17 protein-coding genes are annotated in these 13599 nt (G+C 64.5%); 3 read left to right on the top strand and 14 right to left on the bottom strand.

From position 1 onward, the window contains the following. Positions 1-197: 197 nt before the first annotated feature. The 5 genes from H6M51_RS22570 to H6M51_RS22550 form a co-directional block, all read right to left on the bottom strand. Positions 198-1538, bottom strand: a complete 1341-nt coding sequence (locus H6M51_RS22570; protein WP_246780645.1) for a phage major capsid protein — start codon at positions 1536-1538, stop codon at positions 198-200. A 5-nt stretch (positions 1539-1543) separates the two neighbouring features. Then, a complete protein-coding gene (locus tag H6M51_RS22565; RefSeq protein WP_185812057.1) occupies positions 1544-2119 on the bottom strand; it encodes an HK97 family phage prohead protease in 576 nt (191 codons plus the stop codon). 358 nt (positions 2120-2477) lie between these two features. Further along, positions 2478-2798, bottom strand: a complete 321-nt coding sequence (locus tag H6M51_RS22560) for a DUF6107 family protein (protein ID WP_185812056.1) — start codon at positions 2796-2798, stop codon at positions 2478-2480. Positions 2799-3036: 238 nt separating this feature from the next. Further along, entirely contained in the window at positions 3037-3606 is a 570-nt protein-coding gene (locus H6M51_RS22555; protein ID WP_185812055.1) for an alpha-ketoglutarate-dependent dioxygenase AlkB, read from the bottom strand. Positions 3607-3905: 299 nt separating this feature from the next. Further along, positions 3906-5078 (bottom strand): phage portal protein, encoded by a 1173-nt coding sequence (locus tag H6M51_RS22550; RefSeq protein ID WP_185812054.1) that lies wholly within the window; start codon positions 5076-5078, stop codon positions 3906-3908. Positions 5079-5189: 111 nt separating this feature from the next. Between H6M51_RS22550 and H6M51_RS22545 the strand changes: the two genes are divergently transcribed. After that, on the top strand, positions 5190-5354 hold the full coding sequence (locus H6M51_RS22545) for a hypothetical protein (protein WP_185812053.1): 165 nt from the start codon (positions 5190-5192) through the stop codon (positions 5352-5354). 2 nt (positions 5355-5356) lie between these two features. Further along, positions 5357-5755, top strand: coding sequence for a type II toxin-antitoxin system death-on-curing family toxin (locus H6M51_RS22540; RefSeq protein ID WP_185812052.1), 399 nt, complete (start codon positions 5357-5359; stop codon positions 5753-5755). 8 nt (positions 5756-5763) lie between these two features. Here the strand turns inward: H6M51_RS22540 and H6M51_RS22535 are convergent, their stop codons facing one another. Together H6M51_RS22535 and H6M51_RS22530 are read right to left on the bottom strand one after the other, a co-directional pair. Then, on the bottom strand, positions 5764-6069 hold the full coding sequence (locus H6M51_RS22535) for a Dabb family protein (RefSeq protein WP_185812051.1): 306 nt from the start codon (positions 6067-6069) through the stop codon (positions 5764-5766). Positions 6070-6148: 79 nt separating this feature from the next. Continuing rightward, the gene (locus tag H6M51_RS22530) at positions 6149-6769 is read right to left on the bottom strand and encodes a glycoside hydrolase family 19 protein (protein WP_185812050.1); all 621 of its coding nucleotides are present in this window, start codon (positions 6767-6769) and stop codon (positions 6149-6151) included. A gap of 209 nt (positions 6770-6978) precedes the next feature. Between H6M51_RS22530 and H6M51_RS24895 the strand changes: the two genes are divergently transcribed. After that, entirely contained in the window at positions 6979-7104 is a 126-nt protein-coding gene (locus H6M51_RS24895) for a hypothetical protein (RefSeq protein ID WP_281418983.1), read from the top strand. Positions 7105-7429: 325 nt separating this feature from the next. On the opposite strand, the gene H6M51_RS22525 is transcribed toward H6M51_RS24895, so the two are convergent. From H6M51_RS22525 to cueR, 7 genes are all read right to left on the bottom strand, one after another. Then, positions 7430-8911, bottom strand: coding sequence for a DNA-packaging protein (locus H6M51_RS22525; RefSeq protein WP_185812066.1), 1482 nt, complete (start codon positions 8909-8911; stop codon positions 7430-7432). Positions 8912-9117: 206 nt separating this feature from the next. Then, a complete protein-coding gene (locus H6M51_RS22520) occupies positions 9118-9591 on the bottom strand; it encodes a hypothetical protein (protein WP_185812049.1) in 474 nt (157 codons plus the stop codon). A gap of 143 nt (positions 9592-9734) precedes the next feature. After that, positions 9735-10583: a trypsin-like peptidase domain-containing protein gene (locus H6M51_RS22515; RefSeq protein ID WP_185812048.1), complete on the bottom strand. Its 849-nt coding sequence runs from the start codon at positions 10581-10583 to the stop codon at positions 9735-9737. 220 nt (positions 10584-10803) lie between these two features. After that, a complete protein-coding gene (locus H6M51_RS22510) occupies positions 10804-11964 on the bottom strand; it encodes a diguanylate cyclase (protein WP_185812047.1) in 1161 nt (386 codons plus the stop codon). 156 nt (positions 11965-12120) lie between these two features. Further along, complete coding sequence (locus H6M51_RS22505; RefSeq protein WP_185812046.1) at positions 12121-12471, bottom strand: carboxymuconolactone decarboxylase family protein; 351 nt, start codon at positions 12469-12471, stop codon at positions 12121-12123. Between the two features lie 258 nt (positions 12472-12729). Further along, positions 12730-12933: a heavy-metal-associated domain-containing protein gene (locus H6M51_RS22500; RefSeq protein WP_210314909.1), complete on the bottom strand. Its 204-nt coding sequence runs from the start codon at positions 12931-12933 to the stop codon at positions 12730-12732. A 212-nt stretch (positions 12934-13145) separates the two neighbouring features. After that, entirely contained in the window at positions 13146-13589 is a 444-nt protein-coding gene (gene cueR, locus H6M51_RS22495; protein WP_185812064.1) for a Cu(I)-responsive transcriptional regulator, read from the bottom strand. Positions 13590-13599: the final 10 nt, after the last annotated feature.

The following is a 13599-nucleotide window of genomic DNA, read 5'->3' as shown; positions in this document are numbered from 1 at the left end:
GCTCACCATCCTCAACGCCATCATCCGGGACGAAAAACCATGGCAAAACGCTTGACTGCCAAGACAGTCGCTCCCCCTTGAGGGGGGAGGTCGCCGCAAAGCGGCGGGTGGGGGTGACCGGGCGTCAGACTGGCGCACTTTCACCCCCACCCCGGAGCTGCGCTGCGACCCTCCCCTTCAAGGGGAGGGTCAAACCCTCACACCCCGAACTTCACCAGCTTTATCGCCTCGAAGTCCTGCACGCCGCCGCCGACGCGCTTGGTCGTGTAGAACAGCACGTAAGGCTTGGCCGAATAGGGATCGCGCAGCACCCGCACGCCGACCCGATCGACGACCAGATAGCCCGCGCGGAAATCGCCAAAGGCGATCGCCGTTGCATTGGCCGCGATTTCCGGCATGTCCTCGGATTCGGCGACCGCAAATCCCATCAGCGAGGCCGGATCGCCGGCGCGGGCCGGCGGTGCCCAGAGATAGTTGCCGTCGGCATCCTTCAGCTTGCGCACCGCCCCTTGCGTCCTTCGGCTCATGACGAATGTGCCGTTTTGGCGATGCCCCGCCTTCAGCGCATAGACCACGTTGATCAGCACGTCCGACGCCCCGCTTGCCGCAAAGGCGCCGGCCGCACCCGTCGCGATCGTGCCGATCTTGCCCCATTCCCAGGAAGTGTCGGCGACCTGATCGTAAGACAGAAAGCCCTTCGGCTTCAGCACGCCATCACCCGACACGAAGGCCTCGCCCTCCTGTTCGGCAAAGGCGATGTCGACTTCCGCTGCGATCCAGGCCTCGATGTCGACGGCGGCATCATCGAGCAGGCCTTGTGTCGCCGCCGGCATGGCATAGAGCTCCATGGTCGGGAAGGCGAGTTCGGAGAGTTCCGGCGTACCGGTCTGCATCCGCGCCGCCGTCTCGGCCACCCAGCCGCTGGCAAAGCCCGCAGCCGCAAACGGCTTCTTCAGCACCGAGCCCGAGACCTGCCGCACCGTTGCGAGCGACCGGATCGGCGAGATGACCCTGAGCCTGCGGCCGATCTCCTCATCCACCTGCGGCGGCACGAGGTAACCGCCATCCCCCGACACACCTGCCGAGAGCGCCTTCTGGTCGAGATCGCGCAGCGCCTGGTCGTCGCCGCGCCGCACATAGGCCTCGAAGGCCGCCTTGTGTTCGGCAAGCCCCGCCTCGTCGCGGCCCGGCCGTTCGAGCGCCGGGCGGCGCTTCTTCAGCACGAGTTCGTCGAGAAGCCGGCTCTGCTCGTCGATCGCCTTGTTGATCCGCTCGACCTTGTCGCGGGTCACGACATCGCTTGTCAGCTTCTCCTCGATCTCGCCCAGGCGTTCGTCATTCGCCTCCTTGAAAGCCTCGAAGGCCGTCATGAATTCGGTAAAGGCCGCCGTCACCGTATCGGGCGCCGCCTTCACCTCCGGTGCCAACCTGGCCGCGGCAGTGCCACCTGCCCGCTTGCCGCCACGCCCGCCTGTGGCAGAGGCACTACGCCCCGCCTCATCCATCCTGCCGTCGCCTGCCATCATCGCGTCTTCCATGTCGCTCATCCTTTCGTGAAGTGATTGTTCGCCATCGCGCGAGCCGCCCGGCGCATCAGCCGGACAAGCTCGGTTTCCCTGTCGCGGTAAAACCGCCTGTGCTTGATGTTGGAGACCCTCGCCGTCGGCAGCATGGGAAAGGTCACCACGGAGATCTCCCAGAGATCGGCCTCGAGAATGCGCCGCACCCCCGTCTTGCGGTCGCTCCTGGTCTTCACCGCACGAAAGCCGATCGAGAGGCCATCCAGCGCCCCGGCCTTCATCAGCGCATGCACCTCGCGGGCGCGGCCCACATCGGTCGCGAGCCTGCCCTCGACATAGAGCCCCCGCTCGTCCTCGCGGATTTCGATCCAGCGGCCGATCACCTCGGCCGGATCATGCTGAAACAGCATGCGAACGCCACCCGCCCCACGCTTTGTCAGCGACGCGGCAAAGGCCCCGGGCTCGATAGCATCGCGCCCGAGATCGACCTCGCCGAACAGGCTCGCATACCCCGAAAACCGCCCGTCGCCCGCCACGCCCTTCAGCGTCAGCCCGGCATAACAAAACCGCGGCCTACCCTGCGTTTCCAAAGCCTGCATGGCTCGTTCTCCTCGTGATGTTGATTTGGTTCGGCCGCCTTGCGACGCGCAAAATGCGGCGCCACCCACCTCCCCCTTGAGAGGGGAGGTCGCCGCAAAGCGGCGGGTGGGGGTGATCCTGGCAGCGGTTCACACGTTGAAACCCAGACGGAGGCCCCTTCGCATCACCCCACCCCGGAGCTGCGCTCCGACCCTCCCCCTCAAGGGGAGGGTGGAGACCGGCGTGCGCCATCGCCCCTCACCCTGAGGTGCCCGCGCGCCGCGCGGGACTCGAAGGGTCCAGGCCACCCCTGTCAAACACACAGCATCCTTCGAGGCCCCTGCCTGCGCAGGGGCTCCTCGGGATGAGGGCCCGGCGTCACCCACCCACCTTGTCCCCCGCCCGGCCCGTCAGCCGGACCAGGACACCAAGCCCCCACCAGGCGGTGAAGGAGGCGAGCGTCGCCCCCGCCAGCATGATCTCCGCCGGGGACAACCGGCCCTCGAGCCCCAGCTGCCCCGCACCCCAGACACCCGTCGGTCCGCCGAAGATCAGCCCGCAGGCAACCCCGGTCAGAAAGCGCACGGCGGCCTCGCGGCGGTGCCTGGGAAGCAGATAGACCAGCGAAATCGCGGAGCCCGCGACAGCACCGATCAGACGCGCGGAGGTCACCCCGCCGTCATGGCCGAAGTCAGTCATTTGTTCATCTTTCGCGGTTAGCTTTTGGCAGAGCGCCGGCCGGAACGATCCCGCCCTCAAGGCTGCGGCCGGCGCCCCTTTTCCCCTTCAGCCCAAGCCGAGCGCTTCACCCGTCAGGTGAAGTCGTCGCAGATTTCCGAATCCCTGGAATCGCTTGGCGGTCGAGGTTCACAATCTGATTCCGCCGGTTGAGATGATGGATGAAGCCACGCCCGGTCCTGCCTGACCGGGCCTTCGGTCAAAACCGCATGGTCCGAAAAGTCAGCGACACCCGCCGCTGCCGTGCAATCCGCAGCCCGTCAACCATGTCCGACCGTCGCGCCGGGATCGCATGCGTCCAGTCCCGCCGCGCCGGTCCAGTGAGCACCAGCAGCGAGCGTGGCGGCAAGATGGCTGCCCGCGTCTCGCCGCTCTCAAGGCAAGCAAACCGCATCTCGCAGGCCGACAGCAGACTGAGCGAGGCGACCACCTCGCCGAAACACGGCTCGCAATCGACATGCGCGCTGATCCCCTGCCCGGGCAGATAGTCGTTGGCAATCACCTGGTCGGGCACGTCTGAGAAAAACCCCTCCGCCACCAACCGCTCCGCCAACCCCTGCAGCATGTCCGGCAGCGGCCCGATCCGACTGTCTCGTGTGGCGCTCCTCGCCCGGTAGTCATAACGATAACCGAAATGCCGCACGCGGCGCTGCAGCTCTCCACTCCACGCGCCAGCGTCGAGGAAGGCGACAAGCGCGGCTTCCTGCTGAGGGGTGATCCAGTCGGCGGTGAGACTGGCACCGGGTGGCAGGTTGCGCTGGGTCTCCATGGGCGGGTGTCCGTATCGATCGAGCGTGCATCGTAGCGCGGTCTTCGGTCGTCGGCATCCGTATAATGCAAGGGGGCAAAAGCCACAGACGTCAGGCTTGCGGCACCCCACCACCGCCCATGCGGGGGCAGGTCGCTGCAAAGCGGCGGGTGGGGGTGAGCGCCCCACCCATCCCCTCATGCTGAGGTGGGAGCGGAGCGACCCTCGAAGCACGAGGCCCTCCTTGCTGCGGAGCCGTTGGATCCTTCGAGGCCCTGCTGGCGCAGGGCTCCTCAGGATGAGGTCGTCACACACCCCCCTCAATACCCCACCGCCTCGCGCTTCTCCTCGTCCGTCAAAAACCCCGCCGCGCCAACTCTTGCCCAGAGCGCGTCGCGCTCGGCGGCCAGCCCCGCCACCGTATCGAGGTCCGGCACCAGCCGAACCGCCTCGCCCGTCAGCTCGCCCAGAAACACCGAAAGCGAGGCCCCGGTCCGTGTCACCAGCGGCAGCACGGTCAGGCGATAGAAGGCGCGGTTTGCCTCCTGGTAATTGGCATAGGTATTGTCGCCGGGAATGCCGAGCAGCATGGGCGGCACACCGAAGGCGAGCGCGATGTCGCGGGCAGCCCCATTCTTCGCCTCGACGAAATCCATGTCCTTGGGTGACAGCCCCATCGACTTCCAGTCGAGGCCGCCCTCGAGCAGCAGCGGCCGCCCGGCGCGCATCGGGCCGGAATAGCCCTCGTCGAGCTCCACCTTCAGCCGCTGATACTGGTCGGCCGAGAGATTGCCGCCCTCCTTCGGCTGATAGACCAGCGCGCCTGATGGCCTTGCCGAATTGTCCAAGAGCGCCTTGTTCCAGCGCCCCGCGGCATTGTGCAGATCAAGCGCCACTTGCGCTGCCGCCAGCGGCGCAAAGCCCTCGTGGTCATCGAGCGGGTGAAAGAGCTTCAGATGCAGGAGACCGTCGAGCGAAATCCGCCTCGCCTTCGTGCCGGCGCGGTAAACATAGGCCGAAGGCCAGCCATCGGCGCCTGTCACCACGCTCACCCGGTCGGGTCGAAGCAGATGCAGCTCCGCCGCCCGCGCCGCGCCCCGTCCGCCGGCCGCCACCGCTTCGACGTAAGCATTGCCCGAGAGCAGCAGCTGGCCATAGAGCGTTTCCAAGAAATCCGCCCCCGTCATCGCCCCGTTCGGCCGCGAGAGCAGAGCAAGGGCCGGATGCCCCTCCCGTTCTCGTGCGCCTTGATAGGCGAGAAAACCGATGCTGGCGGCGGCCTCCGACACCAGACGCACGCAGCGATGCGCCACCGGGTTCTTCATGAAGCCCTCGCGCGACAGCGCCGCATAGGATCTCCCCGTCCACCGCGCCTCGCCCTCCCCCGCAATCAGCGCCAGCGCCGTTCCGGGACGGGGGTTGAGCGCCTTCTCTTCAGGCACGGAGGTTCGATCCCGGGCTTGCGCCCAGGGCAGACGGAAGGGGAGTTTCATGGGGATGTCCTCTGGAATGGAGGCCGAGAGACGGATAGCGCAGCAGTGCTCGTCAAAACACCAATCCTGCGCTATATTCCGTCCATGAGTTCAAAGTCGAAAATAGGTCGGGTGGACGAAAGGCGGAACAGCGATGGCCGCAAAGCTTCGGTCGCGTCTTCCGAAGACTTAGCCCTCAAGACCGCAATACCGGTTGCAGCCACGCCGGATCTCGACGATTTCGTCAAAGACCTGCTCGTCACCGACAAGATCATCCTGGATCATCTGGCCAAGTGAGCATGAGCGAGCCCCTCTGGATTGCAATCGAGGATGTGATTGCGATCAACAGACGGCTGCTTCTCGGCACCTCGGAGAACCACTTCCTGCGCGATCGCTCTGCCCTTGAAGGCGCCCTGTACCGTCCGCGGTTCCAGGCAGAGTATCGCCAGATATCATCCGTCTCCTGGCTCGCCAGCTGCATCATCCAGTCGATCGGCAAGGCGCATGCCTTCGAACAGGGCAACAAACGGACAGCCTGGCTTTCGGGCCGTTATTTCATTGCAATCAACGGCTACCGATTGTCTCTCGATGCAGAACAGCAGGAGCACCTGAAACATGAGATCGAGGCGCTGATCATCGGCCACGACGACCCGTCCCTACTCGCGGACCTATTGGAGCCCCTGCTAAGCCCGGCCTGACACGCCCCTCAAAGCCTCGCCCGCACCGCATCCCCCACCACATAATCCGCCGCAAACCGCTCCTCGCGCAGCGGCTTCACCCGGCGGATACTCTCCTCGTAGAGCGGATGCGCCTTGTAGGCGGCAAGGGCTGCCTCATCCTCGAATTCACCGTAAACCACGAGGTCGATGCTGCGGTGAAAGCCGTCGGTCTTCACATTGGTGCCGATCTCCAGCCGCGTCGCATGGGGTATCTCCGTCAGGATCGAAAGCCCCGCACGCACTGCCTCGATATTCTCCGGCTTCACGGTGAAGAAGACGATGTGGCGGATCATGGGGCACCTCGAAGAGCTGTTGCAGCGCAACAGCCGATAGCATCGCACGGGCCGCCGCTCAATGCGCCGCTTGGCCGCTTCACACCACAAGCCCGGCCCTGATCGCCGCGTCGAAGGTCCTTGCCGTCACCGCGATCTTCTTCGCCCGATCGGTGCCGTTGACGATCTTGCGCGCGCCCGTCCAGTCGGCCTTGCTGCCGGAAAAGAAATCGGAGAGCCTCGCGCCTGAAAACAGCCCCTCGGTCATGCCGACCACCAGGATGGTTGCCGAAACGTCCATCCTCAGCGCCAGATCCGGCTCAGCCACGAGATCGAGCCCGGTCACCCGGCTCATCTTCGCATAATTCTCACGATGGGTGATCTGCACCAGCCCCCGCCCATAATAGCTCCGCCCCTCGGCATCCCGTCGCCAATAGGGTGTGGTCACCGTCGGCAGTTTTCCACCACGCCAGGCCCGCTCCAGCCGCGCCACGGCCTCCTCGTCGGTCGCAGCCAGCGTCTCGCGGACGGCCTGCATGGTGCCGGCGGTCTCGTGATGCGCGGTCGCCAGCATATAGGCGAGCCAGCGCGGATCGGCCCAGCCGCGCGCGGAAAAGCGCGTCAGCACCGCCTCGATCCCCTCCACCTGGCCCTGGCTGAGCCGCCCGCCGAATACGGCATTGCGCAGCCCCGCGAAGACGATTCGCCGGTCGATCCGCATGGTCAGATCCTTGATGTCCGAGGAGAAAGGCCGCCGCCCGGAGCCAGGGGGCGCCGTCGGCGATGAAAAAGTTGGAAATTAAAACGATTGAAGAAATTTCAATCGTTTAGAGCTCGTTCCGTTCATATTTACAAAGGTTTAACGCTGTGGAACTTTTCGCCCACAGACACGTTTTGGAGGCCAGACTTCCAAATCCGAGGAGGGAAGAGATGCAGACGAACACTTCGACCAAGACCGCCGCTCCGGCCACCATCCCGGCCCATGTCCTGCAGCGCCTCGAAAACGAATGGCGCCAGGTCCGCCAGCCGGCCCCGCAGCCCGGCCAGGCCAAGTAACTGATCCACCGCATCGCGTGGGAAAACCGGCGCCCGAAAGGGGGCCGGTTTTTCGTTTGGGGTGCCAATGCCCCTCATCCCCCTGCCGGGACCTTCTCCCCGTGAACGGGGAGAAGGCGGATCCGATCGGCGGCGGCGTCTCCTTCTCCCCGCCTGCGGGGAGAAGGTGCCCGAAGGGCGGATGAGGGGCAAAGCCGCGTACATCATCTCCCCTCACCCTGAGGCGCCCGCGCCCCGCGCGGGCCTCGAAGGGTCGAGGCCAACCTCACGCGGGCCGGATGCTTCGAGGTCCGCACGGTGTGCGGACGCCTCAGCATGAGGGATGTCACACCCCCCTAATCCGTGGCTCTCCACCGCCCTCCAGCATCAGCGCCGTCAGCGCCCAGACCAGCGCGTCCAGCCGGTCCGGCGAGCGCCCGTTCGACAGCCCCTCCGGGCCAAAATCGCTCATCTGGTCTTCGAGTTCGACAAACCGGCCGGCATGCAGAACCCGGCCCTGCTCGTACAAGGCCGCGACCGGTTCGGCGCGCAGGAACTTGCCGCGCGTCGCCCGGACCGTCGTCACCGGCAGCCGCGCCTCGATGCCTTCCAGCACGGCGCGCACCATGTCGCCGCCCTGGTTGACCTCGGCCACCACCCGGTCGGCCTCGAAGCGCCTGAAGGCCGAGACCACCGCCCGTGCCCAGCCGGCCGGGCCCTGCCCCTCGACCGAACAATCGGAGAGCACCACCGCCTGGCCATTCTCCTTCAGCCCCACGACCACGATGCCGCAGCAGGCCGACAGACCACCTGCCGGCGGATCGACCGCCACGACGATGCGCCGCAAGGGTTCGGCCAGTTTCACCACGATCTCGTCGAGCCTCGCGCGCTTCCACAGCGCATCCGGCCGGTCCTCGATCAGCTCACCATCCAGTTCCTGCCGCCCGAGCCGCGTCCCGCCATAGCGGGCCTGAAGCGCGCCTAAAAACCCCGGTGCCAGATGCGCGGCATTTGCCGAAGTCGCCATTTTCGTCAGGGCCGTCGCCTCATCCGCCATCAGCCGCTTCAACAGCGGCACAGGCCGCGGCGTCGTCGTCACCACCTGGCGCGGCGCGTCGCCGAGCCGCAGTGCAAACTGCAGCATGTCGAAGGTCTCGTCGGCATGTTTCCATTTGGCGAGCTCGTCGCACCAGGCGAGATGAAATTGCGGCCCGCGCAGGCTTTCGGGATCTTCGGAGGAAAAGATCTGGGCGATCGCCCCGTTCGGCCAGACAAGCCGTCTTCGCGAAATCTCCACCTCCGGCCGCATCCGCCTGGCAATCCTTGCCAGCCCCGAGGCCCCGTCGATCATCACCTCGCGCGCATCGCCGAGCGTCTCCGCCACCAGCGCAATGCGCAGATCCGTCCGTTTGCCCGCGGCGATCACCTGCGCCTGCACCCATTCGGCACCGGCCCGCGTCTTGCCCGATCCCCGCCCGCCGAGGATCAGCCAGCTCCGCCAGTCTCCCTCCGGCGGCCATTGCTCAGGCCGCGCCAGAAGCCGCCAGTCGCGGGCGAGAAAGGCGAGATCGGCGGGCGTGAGGCGTGCAAGGTCGAGCGGTCCCTCTGGGCGGGCGGCGACACCTGCACCATGCCCAACCGCCCCTGCCGCCATCCTCACATCCCGCGCCCAATCCCGTCTGCCCGCCGCGGCCGCCTCCGGAGCATCAAGCCCCGCCGCCGCCCAGGTTTCGGGCGTCACCGTCGTGGCAACAGCCTCCAGAGCGGTCGTGGTCCTCCTGCCATTCCCGGCCAGCGCCTCGGCTTCCACCGCGGCCTGGCCGATCATGGCGGACGCGGCCCGTTCCGTCTCGACCACCCGATCCCTCATCCGCCGCCCCAGGGATTTCGGCGTCATCGGCAGTCTCCTTGGCCGGTCATGCAAAACAGCGTGAGCCCCCACGGCGCCCCTCACGCCGAGGTGCCCGCGCTAGGGGGGCCTCGAAGCATCCGGTCGCGCGCGCCCACCTCCCCTTTGAGCGACTGTGCAGGCGGTCAAGGGGAGGGTGGCGGCCCCCTTCCCTCGGCCCACCCCGAAACCTCCGCCATGCGCGCAGCCACCGCCAGCTCAATCCGCCCGGCCAGTTCCGCCTCGACCCGTGCCGCAATCAGCGCCTCGACCTCGCCGCGCAAGATCTCCGGATCGCGTGCCTCGATCAGCCGCTCCTCGGCATCCAGACGGTCGCGCTCCAGCTGGCGCAAGAGCGCATCGATCTTTTCCAGCGTGCGCACGATCAGCGCAATCGCATCGGTCGCGGCCTTGATGTCGGCGCGCGCCTGTTTGGCCAGCGCCTCGTCGGCGCCGTCGATCAGGCTCTCGGCGCCGGCCCGCAGGCGGCGAAACAGGTCGAACTGGGCGCGCATCTCGGCGGTAAACTCCTGCAGCAACCTCTCCAGATCGCCCGCCCCCGCCGCCTTCACCTCGATCACCTCGGGCAGTGCCTCCCCCGGCTCATCCTCGCCACGCATGGGTCCCTCCGAAACGAAAAAGGGCCCGCCAAGCGGACCCTTCCCAAAACCTCTCCCGGAACCGCTCCAGCCTTCAAGGCCACAACTTCCCGATCATGCCACAACCCTATCCGACGACCGTCACGCTGTCAAGGATTATTTTCCTATTCCTCTTTTAAGAAGGCCCCCACACTCGCTGACAGCTGACGATCGTACGCTGTTCGCAGTTCAACCTGCATCTCGGAATTGATGATATCCAAGAGGTACCATGCAGGTATAACCTCCATCATTCCTGTGTTAAAGGGCTCAATTTTCTGCATCCCGACTCTGTTGACGTATGGGAGAGACATTTCACCCGGAACGTATTTTTCATTAACTCCAAGAAGAAACGGACCTGTGTATTTCCGGTAGGATTTCGGATCGAATATGTCTCCACCGATAGGTGGACACGCGGGTGGACGATAGACGTATGCTGGTGACCCACTAGATCCGCCGATCGTCCTCATTTCAGCCAAGAAATGAATATTCTCCTCGGATGGGAGCTGAGCTATATTTCCCATTCTAGTTGTAGGTGTATTACGCGCCTTGCCCTCGCGATTAACGAAGCGTCCCACAGTGAAGCACTCGTCTCCACATCCTATATCATGCTTCACTAAGAGTTCTTTGGACAAGAAACGATCTGTTGGCCAAACTTTGTAGCGAAGCCCTTGCCCAGCCATCCGAATTGGCAGGACTGCTAAGTCGACATCTTTGTTGGGGTGAAATATCCAATCCCTTTCTGGGGTTTCGCACGTATCCATGGCATTATCCGACGTAGTCAGACGCATGGTGGTGTTGCCGGATTCGATTACGTGTCGGTTCGTTATCGCATACACAACGCCGTCTACTCCACTCGGCAACAGAGCAAGTGCAAAGAAACCTGTGCCGCCAAAATGCACGGAATTCCGCGCATAGTTGTCGTCCGGATACAGATAAAATACATTGTCAAGAAATTCGTTCGGGATGCGCGGCATTAAGTGCGGTCTCTGGATGATTAGCGAGTTGGCATCGATACAAGACTACCGACTGTTCAAAATCTAAGTCAATTGAACTATGTCGCAGGTCTCACCGGCAGTTAAGTCCACCTGACGGTGGCCGTACCAGGCGGGGTTTTGTGTTTGCGGCCGCCGCTCCCCTCATCCTGAGGTGCCCCTGCATCGCAGGGGCCTCGAAGGATCGAGGCCACCAGCCCGCTCACCCCGCCTTCGACCTGTTCCGCCCTGCGCTCTTCGCCTCATACAGCGCCAGATCCGCGCGGGTCACGAGATCGCGGGCGTCGCGCAGGCCGTTTTCGCCCGTGCCGGCATAGCCGACGGATACGGTGACATGGGTCAGCCCGTCGGCGCGGGCGGGATGGGGGATCGACAATTCGCGGACCGTGCGCACCAGACGGTCGGCGAGGAAGGCGCCGCCGGTCTCCAGGTCCACGGCAAACAGCAGGGTGAATTCCTCGCCGCCATAACGGGCGGCAAAGCCGTCGTGGCGGGTGGCGAAGGTGGAGAGGGTGGAGGCAATCCGGCGCAGGCAGTCATCGCCGGCGACATGGCCGAAGCGGTCGTTGAAGGCCTTGAAATGATCGACATCGACCATCAGCAGCAGCACCTTGTCACGGGTGAGGAGCCAGCTGTCCAGCGTCTCGTCGAGATGCCGGCGGTTGGCGATGCCGGTCAGCATGTCGGTCAGCGTCAGGTCGCGCAATTCGTCGCCGCGGCGCTCCGCCCGGTCGGCGCGGTTCTGCGCATCGTAACGGGCGAGATAGGTGAGACAGCGCTGTCGTTCGACATGCCAGTTGCCGTATAGCGTGAAGAACAGGCCTGTGACGGCCTGGACGGTCAGCGGAAAGATCAGGTTCGGGTCCAGGCCGGGCTTGTTGTGGATGACCCAGAGCGCGGTCAGGCAGGTGACCGAGGTGAAGATCAGCGCCCATCGAAAACGCAGCACCAGCAGCATGTTGCCGAAGAGCAGCACGAGCGGCAGCTCGCCCAGCGTGTAGCTCGCATAGCTCGATTGCGAGACATAGAGCAGGTAGAGCGGCAGGAGGCTGGCGACGAACATCCCGGCAAGCAGCAGAAGTTCGCGGATCGCCGGCGGCACACGCGGCACAAGCAGGAAGATCGCCAGCGACCCCGGCACCAGCACGAGAAGGCGCATCGCCACCGTGAAGGGCTGGATATCCGCCATCAGGTGCAGGCTGGTCAGGTTGTAGATGTTGTAGACGATCAGGCCGACAATGATGGCATGGCGCAGATGGCGGATGCGCTCGATGCCGAAATCGCGCTCCTCGGCACGCTCGACCTCGGGCGGCATCCGCAACAGCCAGTTGAGCCGCCCTCTCGCATTCGCCTCAGTCCGCATGCATTCCTTCGCCCGTCCGGCCGCGACCCCACATCGTGCCTTCGGGAAGAATGCCCGGTTGTTCCAAAAATTCTGCTAATTTAGCCGTGACATTTTGATGGCCGGACGGGTTTTCGCGGCTGCTCCTTTGGTCTGGGGCCGGCCGGCCATGCCGGATCAGGCTTCGGGTCCGCCGAACTGCTCCCAGGCGGCCATGGCGTCGCCGGCATACATCAGCGAGGGGCCGCCGCCCATATAGACCGCCAGGCCCAAGGCCTCCTCGAATTCGGCCTTGGTGCAGCCAAGCTTGATCAGGGCTTCCGTGTGAAAGCCGATGCAGCCGTCGCAGCGGGTGGAAATCGCAATGCCGAGCGCCACCAGTTCCTTGACCTTCTTCGACAGCGCCCCGTCCTTGGTCGCCGCGCCCGCCATGGCGGAAAAGCCCTGCATCACATCCGGAATATCCTTGCGCAGCGTCTTGATCCCGCTCGAGATTTGCCGGGTGATGGCGATGTAGTCCTTGCTCATGGCGATGCCTCCAATATATACGATACTTCATATATATTGAGACTTGTGGACATTGCAAGGTGGGAACAGGCAGTAGGCAGTAGGCAGTAGGCAGTAGGCAGGGAGATGGGATTGATTCGCGAGCAGGATGGCAACCCTACGTCTTCATCGCTCTCCGCTACCCACCAACTCCTAATCCCTATTGGCTATTGGCTACTTCCTACTCCCCACTCCCCACTCCCCACTCCCTACTGCCCACTGCCTACTGCCTAGCTTCCCTCACCCTTCCCGCACCGGCGTATAGCCCGCCTCGCGGATCGCCTGTTCGGCAAGCACTGCATCGCCCTCGACAAAGGCCTTGCGGGCGGCGAGGTCGATGGTGACGGCCTTGCCCGGCAGTACTTCCGCGAGCGCCTTGACCACGGTCTTCTCGCAGTGCCCGCAGGTCATGTCCTCGATCCTGAAAATCGTCTGTCCGATCATGCTGTTATCCTTCCTGGTCCGTTGCCGGTTGGCCCGGCGGTCTTTCATGTTCATGCCTGCAGGGCGACGTTCCACCGGAATGCCATGGCCGCACGCCGATTGCCGGTCGCGCTCCACTCCCTGCCGATGAGCAGGTGCCGTCGGCAAAGCCCACAGGGTGTGTCAGCGGTTGGCAGCTAACGTCCTTTCTGCACCTTCCCATGGGGGCAAGGTCAATCCCCGCAGCAGTCGCCGGCCTTTGTCTTGACGGTGGTCTTTTGTCGCAGCGGCCTGCCCTCGAGATCGGCCAGGATCGGGCAGTTCGGCCGGTCATTGCCCTGGCAGCGCTCGGCGAGATGCGCGAGCGTGTCGCGCATGGCCTGCATCTCGGCAATCTTCTGTTCCAGTTCCTCGACATGATGTAGCGCCAGCGCCTTCACCTCGGCACTCGCCCGCTCCTTGTCATCCCACAGCTTCAGCAGCCGCTCGGTCTCCTCCAGCGAAAAGCCGAGATTGCGGGAGCGCCGCACGAAACGCAGCCGGTTGACGCTGTCTGCATCATAAACCCGGTAATTCGAAGTGGTCCGCCCCGCCGGCGATATCAACCCGATCTCCTCGTAATAGCGGATCATCTTGGCCGACACGCCCGAGGCGGCAGAGGCGTCCCCGATATTCATCGTCATCGTC

This window comes from Rhizobium sp. AQ_MP (assembly GCF_014237835.1).
Lineage (GTDB): Bacteria > Pseudomonadota > Alphaproteobacteria > Rhizobiales > Rhizobiaceae > Allorhizobium.
This window is presented reverse-complemented; position numbering and strand designations above follow the sequence as displayed.

Bases quoted from the DNA above. Each gene is read 5' to 3' on its own strand.
- H6M51_RS22570 (WP_246780645.1), bottom strand. From the start codon at position 1,538: ATGGAAGACGCGATGATGGCAGGCGACGGCAGGATGGATGAGGCGGGG.
- H6M51_RS22565 (WP_185812057.1), bottom strand. From the start codon at position 2,119: ATGCAGGCTTTGGAAACGCAGGGTAGGCCGCGGTTTTGTTATGCCGGG.
- H6M51_RS22560 (WP_185812056.1), bottom strand. From the start codon at position 2,798: ATGACTGACTTCGGCCATGACGGCGGGGTGACCTCCGCGCGTCTGATC.
- H6M51_RS22555 (WP_185812055.1), bottom strand. From the start codon at position 3,606: ATGGAGACCCAGCGCAACCTGCCACCCGGTGCCAGTCTCACCGCCGAC.
- H6M51_RS22550 (WP_185812054.1), bottom strand. From the start codon at position 5,078: ATGAAACTCCCCTTCCGTCTGCCCTGGGCGCAAGCCCGGGATCGAACC.
- H6M51_RS22540 (WP_185812052.1), top strand. From the start codon at position 5,357: ATGAGCGAGCCCCTCTGGATTGCAATCGAGGATGTGATTGCGATCAAC.
- H6M51_RS22535 (WP_185812051.1), bottom strand. From the start codon at position 6,069: ATGATCCGCCACATCGTCTTCTTCACCGTGAAGCCGGAGAATATCGAG.
- H6M51_RS22530 (WP_185812050.1), bottom strand. From the start codon at position 6,769: ATGCGGATCGACCGGCGAATCGTCTTCGCGGGGCTGCGCAATGCCGTA.
- H6M51_RS24895 (WP_281418983.1), top strand. From the start codon at position 6,979: ATGCAGACGAACACTTCGACCAAGACCGCCGCTCCGGCCACCATCCCG.
- H6M51_RS22525 (WP_185812066.1), bottom strand. From the start codon at position 8,911: ATGATCGGCCAGGCCGCGGTGGAAGCCGAGGCGCTGGCCGGGAATGGC.
- H6M51_RS22520 (WP_185812049.1), bottom strand. From the start codon at position 9,591: ATGCGTGGCGAGGATGAGCCGGGGGAGGCACTGCCCGAGGTGATCGAG.
- H6M51_RS22515 (WP_185812048.1), bottom strand. From the start codon at position 10,583: ATGCCGCGCATCCCGAACGAATTTCTTGACAATGTATTTTATCTGTAT.
- H6M51_RS22510 (WP_185812047.1), bottom strand. From the start codon at position 11,964: ATGCGGACTGAGGCGAATGCGAGAGGGCGGCTCAACTGGCTGTTGCGG.
- H6M51_RS22505 (WP_185812046.1), bottom strand. From the start codon at position 12,471: ATGAGCAAGGACTACATCGCCATCACCCGGCAAATCTCGAGCGGGATC.
- H6M51_RS22500 (WP_210314909.1), bottom strand. From the start codon at position 12,933: ATGATCGGACAGACGATTTTCAGGATCGAGGACATGACCTGCGGGCAC.
- cueR (WP_185812064.1), bottom strand. From the start codon at position 13,589: ATGAATATCGGGGACGCCTCTGCCGCCTCGGGCGTGTCGGCCAAGATG.